This window comes from Polaromonas sp. P1_A2 (assembly GCF_056406895.1).
On record NZ_JBFTZI010000002.1, the window covers coordinates 842,881 to 859,855 of the forward strand.

At 65.8% G+C, this 16,975-nt stretch carries 18 protein-coding genes; 11 read left to right on the forward strand and 7 right to left on the reverse strand.

The features are described 5' to 3' along the window. Positions 1-50: 50 nt before the first annotated feature. The 6 genes from argA (at position 51) to AC1D09_RS10970 (ending at position 5,508) form a co-directional block, all read left to right on the forward strand. A complete protein-coding gene (gene argA / locus AC1D09_RS10945) occupies positions 51-1,400 on the forward strand; it encodes an amino-acid N-acetyltransferase (protein WP_477663036.1) in 1,350 nt (449 codons plus the stop codon). Between the two features lie 73 nt (positions 1,401-1,473). After that, positions 1,474-1,722, forward strand: a complete 249-nt coding sequence (locus AC1D09_RS10950) for a DUF1272 domain-containing protein (protein WP_413330552.1) — start codon at positions 1,474-1,476, stop codon at positions 1,720-1,722. Next, on the forward strand, positions 1,719-2,351 hold the full coding sequence (locus AC1D09_RS10955; RefSeq protein WP_477663035.1) for a LysE family translocator: 633 nt from the start codon (positions 1,719-1,721) through the stop codon (positions 2,349-2,351). The genes AC1D09_RS10950 and AC1D09_RS10955 overlap by 4 nt, the downstream gene beginning before the upstream one ends. Before the next feature lie 180 nt (positions 2,352-2,531). Then, positions 2,532-4,238, forward strand: a complete 1,707-nt coding sequence (locus tag AC1D09_RS10960) for a PAS domain-containing hybrid sensor histidine kinase/response regulator (RefSeq protein ID WP_477663034.1) — start codon at positions 2,532-2,534, stop codon at positions 4,236-4,238. Then, entirely contained in the window at positions 4,235-4,714 is a 480-nt protein-coding gene (locus AC1D09_RS10965) for a response regulator (RefSeq protein ID WP_477663033.1), read from the forward strand. The genes AC1D09_RS10960 and AC1D09_RS10965 overlap by 4 nt, the downstream gene beginning before the upstream one ends. 116 nt (positions 4,715-4,830) lie before the next feature. Beyond that, a complete protein-coding gene (locus AC1D09_RS10970; RefSeq protein WP_477663032.1) occupies positions 4,831-5,508 on the forward strand; it encodes a phosphoribosyltransferase in 678 nt (225 codons plus the stop codon). Here AC1D09_RS10970 and AC1D09_RS10975 read toward each other — a convergent pair. The 3 genes from AC1D09_RS10975 to imuA are packed head-to-tail and all read right to left on the reverse strand — an operon-like array spanning position 5,502 to position 10,925. Continuing rightward, positions 5,502-8,675, reverse strand: a complete 3,174-nt coding sequence (locus tag AC1D09_RS10975; RefSeq protein ID WP_477663031.1) for an error-prone DNA polymerase — start codon at positions 8,673-8,675, stop codon at positions 5,502-5,504. The genes AC1D09_RS10970 and AC1D09_RS10975 overlap by 7 nt on opposite strands. An 11-nt stretch (positions 8,676-8,686) precedes the next feature. Further along, on the reverse strand, positions 8,687-10,141 hold the full coding sequence (locus AC1D09_RS10980; RefSeq protein WP_477663030.1) for a Y-family DNA polymerase: 1,455 nt from the start codon (positions 10,139-10,141) through the stop codon (positions 8,687-8,689). Continuing rightward, the gene (gene imuA / locus AC1D09_RS10985; RefSeq protein ID WP_477663029.1) at positions 10,101-10,925 is read right to left on the reverse strand and encodes a translesion DNA synthesis-associated protein ImuA; all 825 of its coding nucleotides are present in this window, start codon (positions 10,923-10,925) and stop codon (positions 10,101-10,103) included. The genes AC1D09_RS10980 and imuA overlap by 41 nt, the downstream gene beginning before the upstream one ends. Before the next feature lie 270 nt (positions 10,926-11,195). On the opposite strand from imuA, the gene AC1D09_RS10990 reads away from it, so the two are divergent. Continuing rightward, complete coding sequence (locus tag AC1D09_RS10990; RefSeq protein WP_007865292.1) at positions 11,196-11,468, forward strand: hypothetical protein; 273 nt, start codon at positions 11,196-11,198, stop codon at positions 11,466-11,468. 98 nt (positions 11,469-11,566) lie between these two features. Beyond that, on the forward strand, positions 11,567-11,827 hold the full coding sequence (locus AC1D09_RS10995) for a hypothetical protein (protein WP_477663028.1): 261 nt from the start codon (positions 11,567-11,569) through the stop codon (positions 11,825-11,827). A gap of 24 nt (positions 11,828-11,851) precedes the next feature. Here the strand turns inward: AC1D09_RS10995 and AC1D09_RS11000 are convergent, their stop codons facing one another. Further along, positions 11,852-12,358, reverse strand: a complete 507-nt coding sequence (locus AC1D09_RS11000) for a disulfide bond formation protein B (RefSeq protein WP_477663027.1) — start codon at positions 12,356-12,358, stop codon at positions 11,852-11,854. Between the two features lie 233 nt (positions 12,359-12,591). Here AC1D09_RS11000 and AC1D09_RS11005 point away from each other — a divergent pair, with 233 nt between their 5' ends. From AC1D09_RS11005 to AC1D09_RS11015, 3 genes are all read left to right on the forward strand, one after another. Then, positions 12,592-13,002: a VOC family protein gene (locus tag AC1D09_RS11005; protein WP_477663087.1), complete on the forward strand. Its 411-nt coding sequence runs from the start codon at positions 12,592-12,594 to the stop codon at positions 13,000-13,002. Positions 13,003-13,049: 47 nt separating this feature from the next. Next, a complete protein-coding gene (locus AC1D09_RS11010) occupies positions 13,050-13,325 on the forward strand; it encodes a DUF2277 domain-containing protein (RefSeq protein ID WP_477663026.1) in 276 nt (91 codons plus the stop codon). 163 nt (positions 13,326-13,488) lie between these two features. Next, entirely contained in the window at positions 13,489-13,974 is a 486-nt protein-coding gene (locus AC1D09_RS11015) for a low molecular weight protein tyrosine phosphatase family protein (RefSeq protein ID WP_477663025.1), read from the forward strand. A 95-nt stretch (positions 13,975-14,069) separates the two neighbouring features. On the opposite strand, the gene AC1D09_RS11020 is transcribed toward AC1D09_RS11015, so the two are convergent. From AC1D09_RS11020 to cysT, 3 genes are read right to left on the reverse strand one after another with little or no spacing between them, the layout of a single operon-like run. Next, entirely contained in the window at positions 14,070-15,158 is a 1,089-nt protein-coding gene (locus AC1D09_RS11020) for a sulfate/molybdate ABC transporter ATP-binding protein (protein WP_477663024.1), read from the reverse strand. Between the two features lie 11 nt (positions 15,159-15,169). Next, on the reverse strand, positions 15,170-16,084 hold the full coding sequence (gene cysW, locus AC1D09_RS11025) for a sulfate ABC transporter permease subunit CysW (protein ID WP_477663023.1): 915 nt from the start codon (positions 16,082-16,084) through the stop codon (positions 15,170-15,172). After that, a complete protein-coding gene (cysT, locus tag AC1D09_RS11030; protein ID WP_477701048.1) occupies positions 16,081-16,974 on the reverse strand; it encodes a sulfate ABC transporter permease subunit CysT in 894 nt (297 codons plus the stop codon). Before cysT ends, cysW begins: the two co-directional genes overlap by 4 nt. Between the last annotated feature and the right edge of the window lies 1 nt (position 16,975).

The window sequence follows — 16,975 nt, forward strand, 5'->3', positions numbered from 1 at the left end:
CCGCCCCCCGGCTGCTTCCGCCCTGCCCTATACGACCCGAAAGCGCGCCCATGTCCGCCGTCTTCAATTTCACCTTTGTGCCCTGGTTCCGCTCGGTCGCGCCCTACATCCACACGCACCGCGGCAAAACCTTTGTGGTGGGCCTGGCTGGCGAAGCCATCGCCGCCGGCAAGCTGCAGCACATCGCCCAGGACCTGGCGCTGATCCAGAGCATGGGCGTGAAAATCGTGCTGGTGCACGGCTTTCGGCCGCAGGTCAACGAACAGCTCAAGGCCAAGGGCCATACGGCCAAGTATTCACACGGCATGCGCATCACCGACGAGGTCGCCCTGGACAGCGCCCAGGAGGCCGCCGGCCAGCTGCGTTATGAAATCGAGGCGGCTTTCAGCCAGGGCCTGCCCAACACCCCCATGGCCGGCTCCACGGTGCGGGTGATTTCGGGCAACTTCATCACCGCGCGGCCTGTCGGCATCCTGGACGGCGTGGACTTCAAGCATTCGGGCCTTGTGCGCAAGGTGGACACCGCCGCCATAGGCCGGGTGCTGGATTTCGGCGCCATGGTGCTGCTCTCGCCTTTCGGCTTCTCGCCCACCGGCGAGGCCTTCAACCTGACCATGGAAGAGGTCGCCACCTCGGTGGCCATCGCCATGCAGGCCGACAAGCTGATCTTCCTGACCGAAATTCCGGGCATACGCATACACCACGACCAGCCCGAGAGCGAGGACAACCCCATAGACACCGAGCTGCCGCTGGCCGCCGCCGAAAAGCTGCTGGCCACCCTGCCCAACAGCGAGCGCCCCACCGACACGGGCTTTTACCTGCAGCACTGCGTGAAGGCCTGCAAGGCCGGCGTGGAACGCAGCCACATCCTGCCCTTCGCGGTGGACGGCTCGCTGCTGCTGGAAATCTATGTGCACGACGGCATAGGCACCATGGTGGTCGATGAAAAGCTCGAAGAGCTGCGCGAAGCCACCGGCGACGACGTGGGCGGCATCCTGCAGCTGATAGAGCCCTTTGAAAACGACGGCACCCTGGTCAAGCGCAGCCGCACCGAGATCGAACGCGACGCCGCCAACTACAGCATCATCGAGCACGACGGCGTGATCTTCGCCTGCGCGGCGCTCTACCCCTACCCCGAAGCCAAAACGGCGGAAATGGCGGCGCTCACCGTCTCGCCGCAAAGCCAGGGCCAGGGCGACGGCGAAAAAATCCTCAAACGCATAGAGCAGCGCGCCCGCGCCGCCGGCCTGCAAAGCATCTTCGTGCTGACCACCCGCACCATGCACTGGTTCATCAAGCGCGGTTTTGTGCAGGTGGACCCGGACTGGCTGCCTGAAGGCCGCAAGCGCAAGTACAACTGGGACCGCAAGAGCCAGGTGCTGGTCAAGAAGCTGTCCTAGCCCGGCCGGGGTTTCCCTCGCAGGGGTTTTTCTTTAGCATCGGGTCAATCCCCCCTTCACACAGGACTTCTCCATGCTCCAAATGCGCCCCAACTGCGAATGCTGCAACAAGGACTTGCCCAACGAGTCGGCCGAGGCACGCATCTGCACCTTTGAATGCACGTTTTGCGCCGACTGCGCCGACACCCGGCTCAAGGGCGTCTGCCCCAACTGCGGCGGCGGCTTCACCGTGCGGCCCAGCCGCCCCGAGCGACTTCTCGCGAAATACCCGCCCTCGACCGAGCGCGTCTACAAGCCCCAAGGCTGCGGAGCCGCCGCATGAACACCACCACCTTGCTGCTGTTTTCCGTCGTCGCGCTGGTGGCCATCGCCACGCCCGGTCCCACGGTGCTGCTGGCGCTGGCCAACGGCTCGCGCTACGGCGTGCGCCGCTCCGTGCCCGGCATGCTGGGCGCGGTGGTTTCCGACTTTGTGCTGGTGGGCGCGGTGGCCCTGGGCCTGGGCGCGCTGCTGGCCGCCTCCGAGTTCTGGTTTTCGGTGCTCAAGTGGGCCGGCGCGGCCTACCTGGCCTGGCTGGGCCTGCGCCTGCTGCGCTCGCGCGGCGGCTTTGAGATCCCCCCCGAAGGCGCCACCGGCACGCAGCACGGCAGCCGCGCGATCTTCATGAAGTCCTTCCTGGTGGCGGTGACCAATCCCAAGGGCTACCTGTTCTGCTCGGCCCTGTTGCCGCAGTTCATAGACCCGGCCGCCGCCCAGGCGCCGCAGTACCTCGCGATTGCCCTGGTGTTCGCGGGCATCGATTTCTCCGTGATGTTCGCTTACGCCTTTGTGGGCGCGCGCGCGATACGCCTGCTCAAGGCCTCGGCCACGCGCTGGATGGACCGCGCCTGCGGTGGCGCGCTGCTGGCGCTGGCCGGCTCGCTGGCCTTCTACCGGCGGGCAAACAGCTAGCCATTGCGGGGCCCGGGCGGCCCCTATGTGCGCTGCCGAACAGACCGCTCAAGGCCCGAACCCTCATACTCCCGGAGTCTTTCCAAGGACTTCACCCCCTCCCCGGCCAGGATCCTGGACGCGCCGCCCCGCAGCCGGCGCCTCGCGGCATCGTCGTTACTTTCACAGAGAACATGGCCCATGTCACCCATTACCAGCCTGAGCGCCCTTGAGGCGCTCGCCAAAGCCGACGGCATAGAGGTCCAGCGCCAGGAAGCGCTGCTCAAAACCGGCGCGCTGCAGACCGCCATCCTGACGAGCGAAAACTTCTCCATCATCGCGACCGACGAAAAAGGCATCATCCAGCTCTTCAACGTCGGCGCCGAGCGCATGCTGGGCTATATGGCGGCTGAGGTCGTCAACAAGATCAACCCCAGCGACATCCACGACCCGCAGGAAGTGATGGCCAGGGCGCAGGCGCTGAGCCTGGAGCTCGCCACACCCATCACGCCGGGCTTTGAAGCCCTGGCCTTCAAGGCCTCGCGCGGCATTGAAGACATCTACGAACTGACCTACATCTGCAAGGACGGCAGCCGCTTTCCGGCCATCGTGTCCATCACCGCGCTGCGCGACGACTTCGGCACCATCATCGGCTACCTGCTGATAGGTACGGACAACTCGGTGCGCAAGCAGGTCGAGATCGCGCTGAACGAAGCCATGGCGGTGGCCGAGAAGGCCAACCTCGCCAAATCGGACTTCCTCTCCAGCATGAGCCACGAGCTGCGCACGCCGCTCAGCGCCATCCTGGGTTTCGCGCAGCTGATAGAGTCCGGCACGCCCGTGCCCACGCCTTCGCAAAAGCGCAGCGTGGACCAGATCCTGCAGGCCGGCTGGTACCTGCTGGACCTGATCAACGAGATCCTGGATCTGGCGCTGATCGAGTCCGGCAAACTGTCACTGTCGCTGGAGCCGGTGTCGCTGGCCGAAGTCATGCACGAATGCGAGACCATGATCGAGTCGCAGGCCGAAAAGCGCGGCATCAGCGTGAGCTTTCCGGCCTTCACCTCGCCCCTCTTTGTCAATGCAGACCGCACGCGGCTCAAGCAGGTGCTGATCAACCTGCTGACCAATGCCATCAAATACAACACCGAAAGCGGCAAGGTGACGCTCAAGTGCGTCGACACCCCGCCCGGGCGCATACGCATCTGCGTGGAAGACACCGGCGAAGGCCTGATGCCCGAGAAGATAGAGCAGCTCTTCCAGCCCTTTAACCGCCTCGGGCAGGAAGCCAGCACCGAACAGGGCACGGGCATTGGCCTGGTCATGACCAAGCGGCTGGTCGAACTGATGGGCGGCGTGATCGGCGTGGAAAGCACGATCGGCAAGGGCAGCATGTTCTGGATCGAAATGAACGTCACCGCCGAGCAGAAATTTTCGCCGGAACTGCTCAATCTCGCGATCGGGCTTGCCGCGCCCGCGCCCGCGGACCCGCAAACCTGCACCGTGCTGTACGTCGAGGACAACCCCGCCAACCTGATGCTGGTGGAGGACCTGATCGCCAGGCGCCCGGACTTTCGCCTGCTGTCCGCGCGCGACGGTATCAGCGGCATCGCCATCGCCAAGGCCGCGCTGCCGGACTTCATCCTGATGGACATCAACCTTCCCGGCATCAGCGGCATCACGGCCATGAAAATCCTGTCGGAAGACCCTTTGACGAAACACATCCCGGTCGTGGCCCTCAGCGCCAATGCCATGCCCCGCGACATTGAAAAAGGCCTGCGGGCCGGCTTCTTTCGTTACCTCACCAAACCCATCAAGATCAACGAGTTCATGGAAACGCTGAACTTGATGCTCTCCCTGGCCAAAGCCAGGACCGACCGCCTCGCGGCCGGGGAAACCACGCCATGAACACCGAATTCGACATCCTCAATGCAAGTATCCTGGTCGTGGACGACCAGCCCGTGAACGTGCAGCTGCTCAGGCAACTGCTCGGCGAGACCGGTTACACCCGCGTCAGCGCCACCATGAACCCGCAGGAAGTCGCCGGGCTGCACGCCGAGCACCATTACGACCTGATCCTGCTGGACCTGAAAATGCCCGGCATGGACGGCTTCCAGGTCATGCAGGAACTCAAGAAGAACAGCCGCGACAACTACCTGCCCGTCATCGTGCTGACCGCGGAGCCGGCCCATAAGCTGCGCGCCCTGCAAGCCGGCGCCAAGGACTTCATCAGCAAGCCCTTTGACCTGGTGGAAGTCAAGACGCGCATCCACAACATGCTGGAAGTGCGCCTGCTGTACAGAAAGCTCGCAAACTACAGCAAGCTGCTGGAGCATGCCCTGCAGCAGGGCAGTGTGGAAACTGGCGAAGCACACCAGCGCTGAGCCGCCTCACGCCGGCGCCCTCTTGCGGGCCGCGGTATTCCCGCAGGAAAATAAAACCGTTCCGGCAAGGCGGCCGGGCCCGTTTTAGCGGCCTGAAAGCCTGCCGGAGCCTGCGTATGACGGACTTCGCACTACCCTACCGTGACCGCGTCCATGCCGGGCGCCTGCTGGCTGGCGCCCTGACCTCTTATCGCGGCCGCCCCGGCCTGCTGGTGCTGGCCTTGCCGCGCGGCGGCGTGGCCGTGGGGCGCGAGGTGGCCCGGGAACTCGAAGCGCCGCTGGACGTCTTTGTGGTGCGCAAGCTCGGTTATCCGGGGCATGAGGAATACGCCATGGGTGCCATCGCCAGCGGCGGTGTGCGGGTGATGAACCCGCCGCCCGGCGCCGCGCCGCAGCCGCAGGCGGTGGCCGCCGTGCTGGCCCGGGAAGAAGCCGAGCTGGCGCGCCGTGAACAGCTTTACCGCCGGCAACGCCCGGCACCCGGCATCACGGGCCGCACGGTCATCGTGGTGGACGACGGCCTGGCCACAGGCGCCACCCTGCGCGCGGCCGTGCTGGCGATCCGGCAGCAGCAGCCGGCGCAGCTGGTGGTGGCCGTGCCAGTCGGTTCTGAACAAGGGTGCCAAGAGCTGGAAGACCAGGGCACGGAAGTCGTCTGCCCGGCCCGCCTGGAATATTTCGGCGCCGTGAGCCAATGGTATGTGGACTTTCCCCAAGCCACGGACGAGGAGGTGTGCCGGTTGCTGGACGATGCGCACCGGGAACACACGCGGCAAGCCGGCCGGCCTCAATGAAAGTCGCGGCTGGAGGTGCCCAGCCGCCCCAGCAGCGGCGTCAGGTCTTCCAGCCGCCGCGCCACCAGGTTGCGCACCGCGCCATAGCCCTTGGCGGTGCCGCTCTCCTCGCTGCGCTGCCACACACCGTAGACCGCCAGCAGGCGTGAATGCAGCAGTTCGGCGCGCTGGGCTTCGCGCAGCGACTTCCAGACGATCACGTTGACCGGCCCGGTTTCGTCCTCCAGCGTGACGAAGATGGTGCCCTTGGCGGTTTGCGGCTGCTGGCGCACGGTGACGATGCCGCAGCCGGCCGCTTCCTCGCCGTCAGGCAGGGCATTGAGTTCGCTGGCGCTCAGCAAGCCCTTGCGCGCCAGCCGCTCGCGCAGCAGCGCGACCGGGTGGCGCCGCAGCGTGAGGCCGGTGGCCTGGTAATCGAACAGAATGTTTTCGCCCTCGGGTGTGTCGGGCAACGCCAGCGGGGTTTCATGCGTGGGCACGGACTTGAGCAGGCGCGGCGCCGGCTTGATGGCCGAGGCGTCCCACACCTGCTGGCGCCTGTGGCCCGACAGCGGCAGCAAGGCATCGGCGGCGGCCAGCGCGTTGATTTCCAGCGTGCCCAGTTGCGCGCGCGATACCAGGTCCTCGGTCGAGCTGAAAGGCGCTTGCGCCCGCGCCGCCACCAGGCGCAGGGCCGCGTCCTGGCGCAGGCCGGCCACCAGGCGCAGGCCCAGGCGCACCGCCGGCTGCGTGCCGGCCGGCAGCACACCGTCCGGCTCCAGCGTGCAGTCCCAGTGGCTGTGCATCACATCCACGGCGCGCACCTCCACGCCGTGGCGGATGGCGTCCTGCACCAGCTGCGAGGGTGTGTAAAAGCCCATGGGCTGAGAGTTGACCATGGCCGCCAGGAAACAGGCCGGCTCATGGCACTTGAACCAGCAGCTCACATAGACCAGCTTGGCGAAGCTGGCGGCATGGCTTTCGGGAAAACCGTAGTCGCCGAAGCCCAGGATCTGGCTGAAGATGCGCTCCGCAAACTCCGTGCTGTAGCCGTTCTTGACCATGGCCTGGACCAGGCGGCCGTGGAAACGCTCCACCCCGCCCTTGCGCTTCCAGGCCGCCATGGAGCGGCGCAGGTCGTCGGCCTCGCCGGGCGTGAAGTCGGCGGCGATCATCGCGATCTGCATCACCTGCTCCTGGAAAATCGGGATGCCCAGCGTGCGCTCCAGGGCCGGGTTGAGCGCCGGGTATTCGGGGGTGATGGTTTCGCCGCGCCTCTGGGCTTCGCGGTTCTTCAGGTAGGGGTGGACCATGCCGCCCTGGATGGGCCCGGGCCGGACAATGGCGACCTCGACCACCAGGTCGTAGTAGCTGCGCGGCTGCAGCCGCGGCAGCATGGACATCTGGGCGCGGCTCTCGATCTGGAACACGCCCACCGTGTCGGCCGCGCAGATCATGTCGTAGGTTTTCTCATCGGGCTTGACCTCATGCATCTGCAGCTGGGTGCCCCGGGTCTGGTTCACCAGCGCCAGGCAGCGCCGTATGGCCGACAGCATGCCCAGCGCCAGCACATCGACCTTGAGCAGGCCCATGGCCTCCAGGTCGTCCTTGTCCCACTGGATGATGCGGCGCTCCTCCATGGAGGCCGGCTGCACCGGCACCAGCCGCGTGAGCTTGCCCTGCGTGAGCACAAAGCCGCCCACATGCTGGCTCAGGTGGCGCGGAAAGCCGATCAGCTGCGCCGACAGGTCCAGCCACTGCAGCACCGGCGCTTCCCGGCCCGCCAGGCCGGCCTGGCGGATTTTTTCCCGCAGCACCTCGCTGCCGTCAAACCAGAAATGCTCCTTGGCGAACTGGTCTATCAGCTCCGGCTCTATCGCCAGCGCCTTGCCGACGTCGCGGATCGCGCTGCGCGGGCGGTAGCTGATGATGGTGGCGGCAATCGCGGCGCGGTCGTGGCCGTACTTGCCGTAGATGTACTGGATGACCTCCTCGCGCCGCTCGTGCTCGAAGTCCACGTCGATGTCGGGCGGCTCGCGGCGCTCGCGGCTGATGAAGCGCTCGAACAGCAGCTTGCTTTCGGCCGGGTTGACGGCGGTGACGCCCAGGCAGAAACACACCACCGAGTTGGCCGCCGAGCCGCGCCCCTGGCACAGGATGCCTTCCTGCCGCGCAAAGCGCACGATGTCGTGCACGGTGATGAAGAACATCTCGTATTCAAGTTCTTCGATCAGCGCCAGCTCAAAGCCCAGCTGCTTCCGGACCTTGCGCGGAATGCCCTGCGGATAACGTGTGTGGGCGCCTTGCCAGCTCAGCCGCCTGAGCCAGCGCGCCGGCGTTTCGGCCGGCGGCACCATGTCGTCCCGGGGGTAGCGGTAGAGGTCGCGGATCTCGTCAAGGCTGAAGTTGCAGCGCGCGGCCACCACCAGCGTGGCACGCAGCAGCGCGGCCGGGTAAATGCCGGCCAGCCGCATGCGCGGGCGCAAATGCGCCTCGGCATTGGCCTGCAGCGCAAAGCCGCATTCGTGCACCGGCCGGCCCAGCTTGATGGCGGTCATCACGTCGTGCAGCGGCTTGCGCGAGCGCTTGTGCATCAGCACATTGCCGGCCGCCACCAGGCCTATGCCGGTGCGCGCCGCCACCTCCTGCAGCTGCTGCAGGCGCAGCGCGTCGTCCAGGCCCTGCTGCAGCTCAACGGCCAGCCAGGCGGCCGCGCCGAACAGCCGCAGCGCCCAGTCGGCGTGCGCGCCCAGTGCCTGCACATGGATGGCATCCGGCAGGGGCGACAGCAGGATTTCACAATCGGCCAGCCGCGAAAAATCGGTCTCGGCCAGCGTGACGCGGTAGCTGCCCTTCTCGATCTCGTTGCCGGCGCGGCGCGCCTCGGTGATGAACTCGCAGAGGTTGCCCCAGCCCGCCGCGTTGTGGGGCAGCACCACCAGCCTGAAGGCATCAGCGGCCTGCACCAGGAACTCGGCCCCCGGCAGCAGCTTGAGCCCGTGGGCCCGGGCCGCCTCATGCGCCTTCACGACACCGGCGACCGAACATTCGTCGGTGACGGCCAGCGCCTTGTAACCCAGCTCGGCGGCCCGCTCGGCCAGCTCGTCGGCATGCGAGGCGCCGCGCTGGAAGCTGAAGTTGCTCAGGGCATGCAGCTCGGCGTAATCGGGCAGCGCGTGGGCGGACATGGCGGCTGGCCTCAGGCAAAAAAGCCGTGCAGATACCAGGCGCGCTGCCGTGCGCCCTCGGGCGTTGCGCCCAGGCGCTCGCTGTATATCCAGAGCAGGCCGCCCTGCTGGGTCCGGTAGATGAAGTAGTCGCGCAGCGCCCATGGCTTTGCGCTGAGGCCAGCGCCGCGCGCGGCCTCGCTGTCGGCCAGCAGCCACTCGGCGGCCTCCAGGCGCTGCGGCCCGGCCAGGCGGCGCAGCGGGCCCTGGTAGACCGGGTTGTTGCCGGCGGCGGCCAGCTTGACCGGCTCGGGCAGCAGCCAGGCCGGGTACAGGGCTTCGGTCCTGGCCTCCGCGGGCTGGCTGCTGGAAGCTGCCTTGAAACCCTTTGAAGGCTTGCGGCCGGGCCGGGCGGGATGGAGCTGCGCGCTGATCGATGAAATCACGCCCCTGGCCGGCACCCAGCGCTGCATCAGCTCCGGCCTGTGGTCGGCGCAAGGCTGCCAGGCCCGCACCCGCGCATCGCCCAGGCGGGCGCTCAGGCGCTCGACCAGTTCCACCACGCCGTCGCCCTGCCGGCGTGCCTCCATCAGCAGGCTGCCGGTGGCGGCGGCCGCATCGGCCAGCAGTTCGGTGGCCAGCGATTGCAAAGTCAGGCTGTGCACCGGCGCCGGCAGCTTTTGCTGCGCCAGGTGTTCCGATATCAGGCGCGCCACGTGGCGCAAATCCTGTGCGGGCTGGGCCGTGCGCACTTCGAGCTCGCCGGTGGGCGGCACGTCGCGGCGCTTGTCCAGGTGCCAGGTGATTTTCAGGGCGCTGAGCCCGCTCTGCCGGCCCAGCAGCCAGGCGTGCAGTTGCACCAGCAGCCGTTCCACGCCGGCCATCAGCGCGGGGGCGTGGGTCACCAGCGCGTTGAGTTCGAGCTTTTCCTCGAAGTGCTCGGGCAGCAGCAGCCATTCATAGTCGTCGGGCGCGCTGCCGCGGGCGCGATCCAGCGCCTGCAGCAGTTCCGCGCCGAAACGCCGCGCCATGCCGTCGCGCGGCAGGCGCAGCAGGTCGTCCCAGGTGCGGCAACCTATGCGCTCGAGCACGCCCAGGTGCGGGCGGGCGGCCGTCAGCGTGTGCATGGGCAGCTCGGCCACACGTTTTTTGACGGCGGCCCCACCCTCGCCCAGCACACGCAAGCGGCCCAGCGCGATCAGGGAAGTCGCGCCCTGCGCGCGCCGGACTTCGGCTTGCAATCCGTTCTCGCCAAAAAAAGCCTCCAGCCGCTGCGCCAGCAGCTGCATCAGCCGCGCCAGCCCGCCAAAGAGGCGCAGGCTGCCCGTCACGTCCATCAGCACCGCTTCGTCGACCTGCGCCACGCGCGGCGTCAGGCCCAGCGCCAGGCTGGCCGCCACCTGCTGCAGCATGGCGGCATCCATGGGGCAAGCCGGCTGGCCCGCCTCAGTGGTGGTCGAGATGCGCAATGCGATCCAGCAACGCATGGATGGGACTCTGGGGTGAACTGAGGGGAAGCGCCACGCGCGACGGCAGCAGCAGGGGCGCCAGTACGCCGGCTTCCTCGCGCTGGCGCCGCGCCCTTTCGCGGCTGGCCGCCAGCAGCGCGGCCAGCCGGGCCGGCCGGGTGTCCAGCAGCAGCGGTGCGGCCAGCGGCGGGCCACGCCGCTTGAACACATCGACCCGCAAGCTGCCCGCTTCATGGGCCGAGCCCTCCAGCCGCACACGCAGCGGCGCGGGCGAGGATTCCTGCTGCGCCCGCAGGGGCCGGAACACAAACAGCAGCTTGTGGTGCGCATGGGCGGCGATCTGCAGGCGGCGCAGGTGCGCGCTGCGCGCGTCGGGCAGCCAGGCCAGCACGCTGTGCACGTCGGCGCATTGCAGGGCCTCGCGCGTGGCCCACAGCAGCGAGGGCGCATCGCCGGGCTGGCCGTCTATGCTGAGCAGGCGCCGCATGTCCAGCGCCCGCGCGCCCAGCGCCGGGCCGAAAGGCAGCCAGGGCGCACCCACCAGCACCGTCAATTCGCGGGCCTGGGCCTGCAGGGCCGCCAGCGCCGGCGCCACCAGGCCCCATTCATGCACGCCGGCCTGGGGCTGCAAGAGCTCGATCAAGGCCCCCCGCGGCCAGCCGCCGCCGGGCAGCACGGCGTCCAGCGCCGCATAGCCCGTGGCGACGGTTTGCACACTCGCGCCGCCCAACTCGCCGGCGCGCCAGATATGGGCATTGGCGAAGTCCGGCAAGGCGCGGGCTGCGGGGGTTGGCGAAAGCATGGCGGGAGGTTCAAATCGGGATAAATACTGTATTTATGTACAGTATATCGATGCCGCCCTTGGCCGCAATCCCTTGGCCCTTTAAAAGCCTCACCCATGCAAGAAGCGCCATCAGCGCGCTCTTGCCATCCCGGAGGCGGCCGGGGCCCAAAAAACGGAGGAAGGCGTAATGCCCTGTAATGGCGCCTCCTCCACGGCGCCCGTACATTGGCGCCTCCTCCGCCTGCAAGCAGGCCGGGAAAGATTTTTCAACCCTGAAGGAGAAGAAACATGGCCACCAACATCACCGTGAACATTTCGGGCGGATCGGACAAGGAAAACGTCACGGCCGCCACATTGGCCAACAAACGGTGGGGAGAGAACGGCACGGCGCGGTTTGGCCAGGCCCAGCAGGTCAATGCCGGCGGCACCACTCTCACGATCTACAAGACAACGGCGCCCCGCCAGCTGTCCATCGCCGTGGACGTGACCGACAACGGCGACTTCACCTTGAACGTGCAGGTGAACCAGAACGACATGACGGTTTCCCAGAGCGGGGTGTAATCCCCCGTAATGGCTTTGCCAGGACCGCCGCCGTAAATTGGCTTCACCCTCTTGAACAGCACGAGGGCAATTTTTTGCCAACACCCCAAGGAGGAAATATGGCCAACGTCAGTGTGAATATCGTAGGCGGAACGGATCAGGAGAACGTGACGGCGGTGACTGTGGGAGCGCAGCGCTGGGGAGTCAATGGCGTTCCATTCGGCCAGGTGCAAGTGGTCCCTGAGGGCTACCAGCTCCTGACGGTCTACAAGACCACCGATCCGACACAGATTTCCATCACGGTCCAGGTGCGCGACCCAGGCAACAACACCTTGAACGTGACCGTGAACCAGGACAACATCCGCGTCGTGGATGCCTGAACAGCAGAGATCCCGGCTTGGCGCTTAGTGCCTGCGCGCCAGGCGGGCCAGCAGCAGCAAACCCACCAGCGTGATCACCACAAAGCAGACAAACGACCAGTTGGCAATCGAGCCGCCCAGAAAGGTCCAGTCGATCTTGGTGCAGTCGCCGCTGCCCTTGAAGATCATGGGGATCGCGCGCTTCAGGGGGAAGGTCTCGATCATTCCGTAAAAATCGCGGCCGCAGGAGGCGATCTCCGGCGGGTACCACTGCAGAAAACTCTGGCGTGCCGCGACAAAGGCGCCAAAGCCCGCCAGCAGCACCATCAGGCCCGAGCCGGCCATCAAAAGGCCGCGGCTTTTGGCAATGGCCGTCACGCCCGCCACCAGCGCCACCAGCACCAGCGCATAGCGTTGCACGATGCACATGGGGCAAGGCTCCAGCCCGACCACATGCTGCAGGTAAAGGCCAAAAGCCAGCATGGCCACACAGGCCGCGGCCACCAGCATCAGCACACGGCGCGGCATGGCGTCGAAATAGGTCAAAAACATCAGGGTCCCTCTTTTTTCTGGGTGGATTATGAATGGTCCAGGGGTTCGGGCGTCTGGAGCGGCATAAGTTCCCGACTGCAATTCATGGAGCGCAGTTTTTTCGCCCTCTTTCAAGCGCACAGGCCAGCATTTGTCCTACAGCTGGGCTGTTGCGGCGGACGTAGATTTTCAGGATCATCCACTTTTGCAAGCCGCGGCAGGCGGTTTGCCACAACAACAGAAAGGACCCCATGATGGAATTCCACCGCGGCCGCCTCGTCGACCACATCCATCTGCGCGCCCATGACCTGGCAGCCAGCAAGCGCTTTTACCGCGCCGTGCTGCAGTCTTTGGGCAAGGAAGGCGCCATCCAGGAAGCCGACAGCCATTTTTCCGCCGACGAACTCTGGATAGACCAGGCCGACGGCGCAAGCTCCCACGTCCACCTGGCTTTCCAGGCGAAGGACCGGGCCGCCGTCAAAGCCTTTTATGAAGCGGCGCTGGCCGCGGGCGGCACCGACAACGGCGCGCCGGGCGAGCGAAAATACCACCCGGGCTACTATGGCGCCTTTGTGCTGGACCCGGACGGCAACAACATCGAGGCGGTCTACCATGGGCCTTTTGTGGCCTCGGCCGAGTCGGTGGTGATCAAGCCCGCCGGCTAGGCAGAGCCTGGGATTTCAACGCGAAGCCTTCGCCTCAAGGAGCCGGCATGTGCCGCAACATCAAGACCTTGTTCAATTTCGAGCCGCCGGCCACCGAGCTGGAAATCCGTGACGCCTCGCTGCAGTTTGTGAGAAAGCTCAGCGGCTTCAACGTGCCGTCCAAGGCCAATGAGGCCGCGTTCGAGCGCGCTGTCGAAGAAGTGGCGGCCTCGGCGCGGGTGCTGATCCGCTCGCTGGTGACCCATGCCGAGCCGCGCAACCGCGAAGTCGAGGCTGAACGGGCGCGCGCCAGGTCGGCACTGAGGTTCGGAGCCAATCAGTAGAGAATGAGTTCTTCAAGCCGTCCGTCTTCGGCACTGGAATAAATACCTGCCGACATGACAGGGCTATCACGATGCGACTCGGGCTTGCTTTTGGGTTCACCCAAGGCTCATTGCTTCATTCAAAGACTGATATAAATCAGGTCCACACAAGTATGAAGCGCATATGACGACCAAAGACGATTGGCCCAGGGAGAAACGCTGGAAGGACCTGTACATCCGGTCAACGAAAGTTGCACGCGCAGAGCAACTGGGCCTCGATTACCCCCGCACGACGGAAAAGCAACTTGTGCAGAAAGAGGAGACCGCCCGCAGCGCTGAACGCCTGAAAGTTCTGTTCGTGTGCAGCCGTAACCAATGGAGAAGCCCGACGGCAGAGCAGCTCTGGCGCAAACACCCGCAACTGCTAACCCGCTCCGGTGGTACCAGCCCCAATGCGCGCCATACCGTTTCAGCAGAAGACATCCGGTGGTCCGACGTGATCCTCGTCATGGAAGAAAAACACAAGTCAAGGTTGACTGCAGAGTTCACCAGGCTATTGAATGACAAGACCGTGCATGTTCTTGATATCCCTGACGACTACAAATTCATGGACAAGGAACTGATAGAAATGCTGGAGCAGTGCGTGCCCAGCATACTTGGCCTCGAGTAATCAACCCGTTCGTTGCACGGTACGCTACCGTCATGGGAATGCACTGCAAGGCCTAAGGCTTTCGTCGAGCGAACCCATTCCAGAGCGCAACACCCTCACCCCTCCACAAACACCCTCGCCTTGCGCGGCGTCACCACCAGCATGTCGCCTTCGCGCAGGCCCATGTCCTTGAACTGCTGCGAGGGCATCTGGGCTTCGATGATCGCGTCGCCCGGGACATTGCCTTTTTGTTCGTAGCCTTCGGCGGGGATCAGCTCCAGCCGCGCGATCGGGCCTATGACGATGGCGCGCTCCAGGTGGGCGACGATGCCTTCGGCGCCGGGCGCATAGCGCTGCACGTCCAGGTCGTGCGGACGCACATAGGCAAAGGCCTTGGCGTCCTGCGCGCCGGCGTGTTCCGGTGAATCAAGGCGCAGGCCCTCGAGCTGCACCTCGCCTTCATGGGCACGGCCGTGGAACAGGTTGACGTCGCCCAGGAAACCGTAGACGAACGGGCTGGCCGGGTGGTCCCAGACCTGCTGCGGCGAGCCTATCTGCTCGATCTTGCCCTGGTTCATCAGCACCACGCGGTCGGCCACTTCCAGGGCCTCTTCCTGGTCGTGCGTCACAAAAATGCTGGTCACGTGCAGGTCGTCATGCAGGCGGCGCAGCCAGCGGCGCAGTTCCTTGCGGACCTTGGCGTCCAGCGCGCCAAAGGGTTCGTCGAGCAGCAGCACCTTGGGCTCCACCGCCAGCGCGCGCGCCAGGGCGATACGCTGGCGCTGCCCGCCCGACAGCTGCGAGGGAAAGCGGTCGGCCAGCCAGTCGAGCTGCACCAGGTTGAGCAGCGAGTGCACTTTCTCCTTGATCTGCGCCTCGCTGGGCCTCACGCCGCGCGGCTTGACGCGCAGGCCGAAGGCCACGTTCTCGAACACCGTCATGTGCCGGAACAGCGCGTAGTGCTGGAACACAAAGCCGACCTGGCGCTCGCGCACATGCACGTCGGTGGTGTCTTCGCCGCTGAAGAGGATGCTGCCGCGGTCGGCGGTTTCCAGGCCGGCGATGATGCGCAGCAAGGTGGTCTTGCCGCAGCCCGAGGGGCCCAGCAAGGCGACCAGTTCGCCCGACTCAATGTCCAGGCTGACGTCGCCCAGGGCCTGGAAGTCGCCAAAATGTTTGCTGACGTTGCGGATTTCTATGCTCATGATGTATTCCTTTAGCGGGCGGCGGCGCCTGCGACAGCCCGCGGGCGTTCAGGCGGCAAGTCCGCCGCGGCTTTCATGTCGGCTTCGTGGCGCCATTCGGCCACCGACTTGATGGCCAGCGTGACCAGCGCCAGGATGGCCAGCAGCGAAGCCACGGCGAAGGCGGCCACCGACTGGTATTCGTTGTAGAGGATTTCGACGTGCAGCGGCAGCGTGTTGGTCTGCCCGCGGATGTGGCCCGAGACCACCGACACCGCCCCGAACTCGCCCATGGCGCGTGCGTTGCACAAAATGACGCCGTAGATCAGGCCCCACTTGATGTTGGGCAAGGTGACATGCCAGAAGGTTTGCCAGCCGGTCGCGCCCAGCACAATGGCGGCCTGCTCCTCGTCATTGCCCTGCGCCTGCATCAGCGGGATCAGCTCGCGCGCGATAAAAGGAAAAGTCACGAACACGGTCGCCAGCACGATGCCGGGCACGGCAAAAATGATCTTGATGTCGTGCGCCAGCAGCCAGGGCCCGAACCAGCCCTGGGCGCCGAAGATCAGCACGTAGATCAGGCCGGCCACCACGGGCGAGACCGAAAACGGCAGGTCCACCAGCGTCGTCAGCACCGACTTGCCGCGGAACTCGTACTTGGCAATCGCCCAGGCGGCGGCCACGCCGAACACCAGGTTCAGCGGCACGGCGATCACGGCGGCGATCAAGGTCAGCTGGATGGCCGACCAGGCGTCGGGCTCGCGCAGCGCGGCCAGGTAGGCGCCAAAGCCTTTGCGCAAGGCCTCGGTGAACACGGCCGCCAGCGGCAGCACCAGGAACAGCAGCACAAACAGCAGCGCCACGGTGGTCAGCGTGTAGCGGACCCAGGGGGCCTCGGTGGTGCCGGCGCGGACGCGGCGATTGGGTTGGGATGAGGGAGCACTCATGCCGGAGCCCCCGCGTTGCGGCGCTGCCAGGCCTGCAGGCCGTTGATCACCAGCAGCAGCACAAAGGACACCAGCAGCATCACCACGGCCACGGCGGTCGCGCCGGCATAGTCGTACTGCTCGAGCTTGCCGATGATGATGAGCGGCGTGATCTCGGAAATCATGGGCATGTTGCCGGCGATAAAGATGACCGAGCCGTATTCGCCGATCGCGCGGGCAAACGCCATGGCAAAGCCGGTCAGCAAGGCCGGCGTGATGTGCGGCAATATCACTTTGGTGAAGATTTGCAGGCGCGTGGCGCCCAGCGAGGTTGCGGCTTCTTCAAGCTCTTTCTCGGCGTCTTCCAGCACGGGCTGCACCGTTCGCACCACAAACGGCAGGCCGATAAAGATCAGTGCGATCACCACACCGGCCGGCGTAAAGGCCAGCTTGATGCCCATGGGCTCCAGGTACTGGCCTATCCAGCCGTTGCCGGCCAGCAAGGCCGTCAGCGAGATGCCGGCCACGGCCGTGGGCAGCGCGAAAGGCAGGTCCACCAGCGCATCGACAATCTTTTTGCCCGGGAACTTGTAGCGCACCAGCACCCAGGCCAGCAGCAGGCCGAAGACCAGGTTGACCAGCGCGGCGACCAGCGAGGCGCCGAAGGTGAGCCGGTAGGAGGCCAGCACGCGCGGCGAGGTCACCGCGGTGACGAACTGCTCCCAGCTCATCGTGAAAGTCTTGAAGAACAGCGCCGAGATCGGGATCAGCACGATCAGGCTCAGGTACAGCACCGTGTAGCCCAGCGTGAGCCGAAAGCCCGGCAGCACGCGCCTGGCGGCCCTTTTGCCACCCGCAGGGATGCCCGGCGCCACCGCGGAAGGCGGCGCCACAGAAGACAAGGCAGTCATG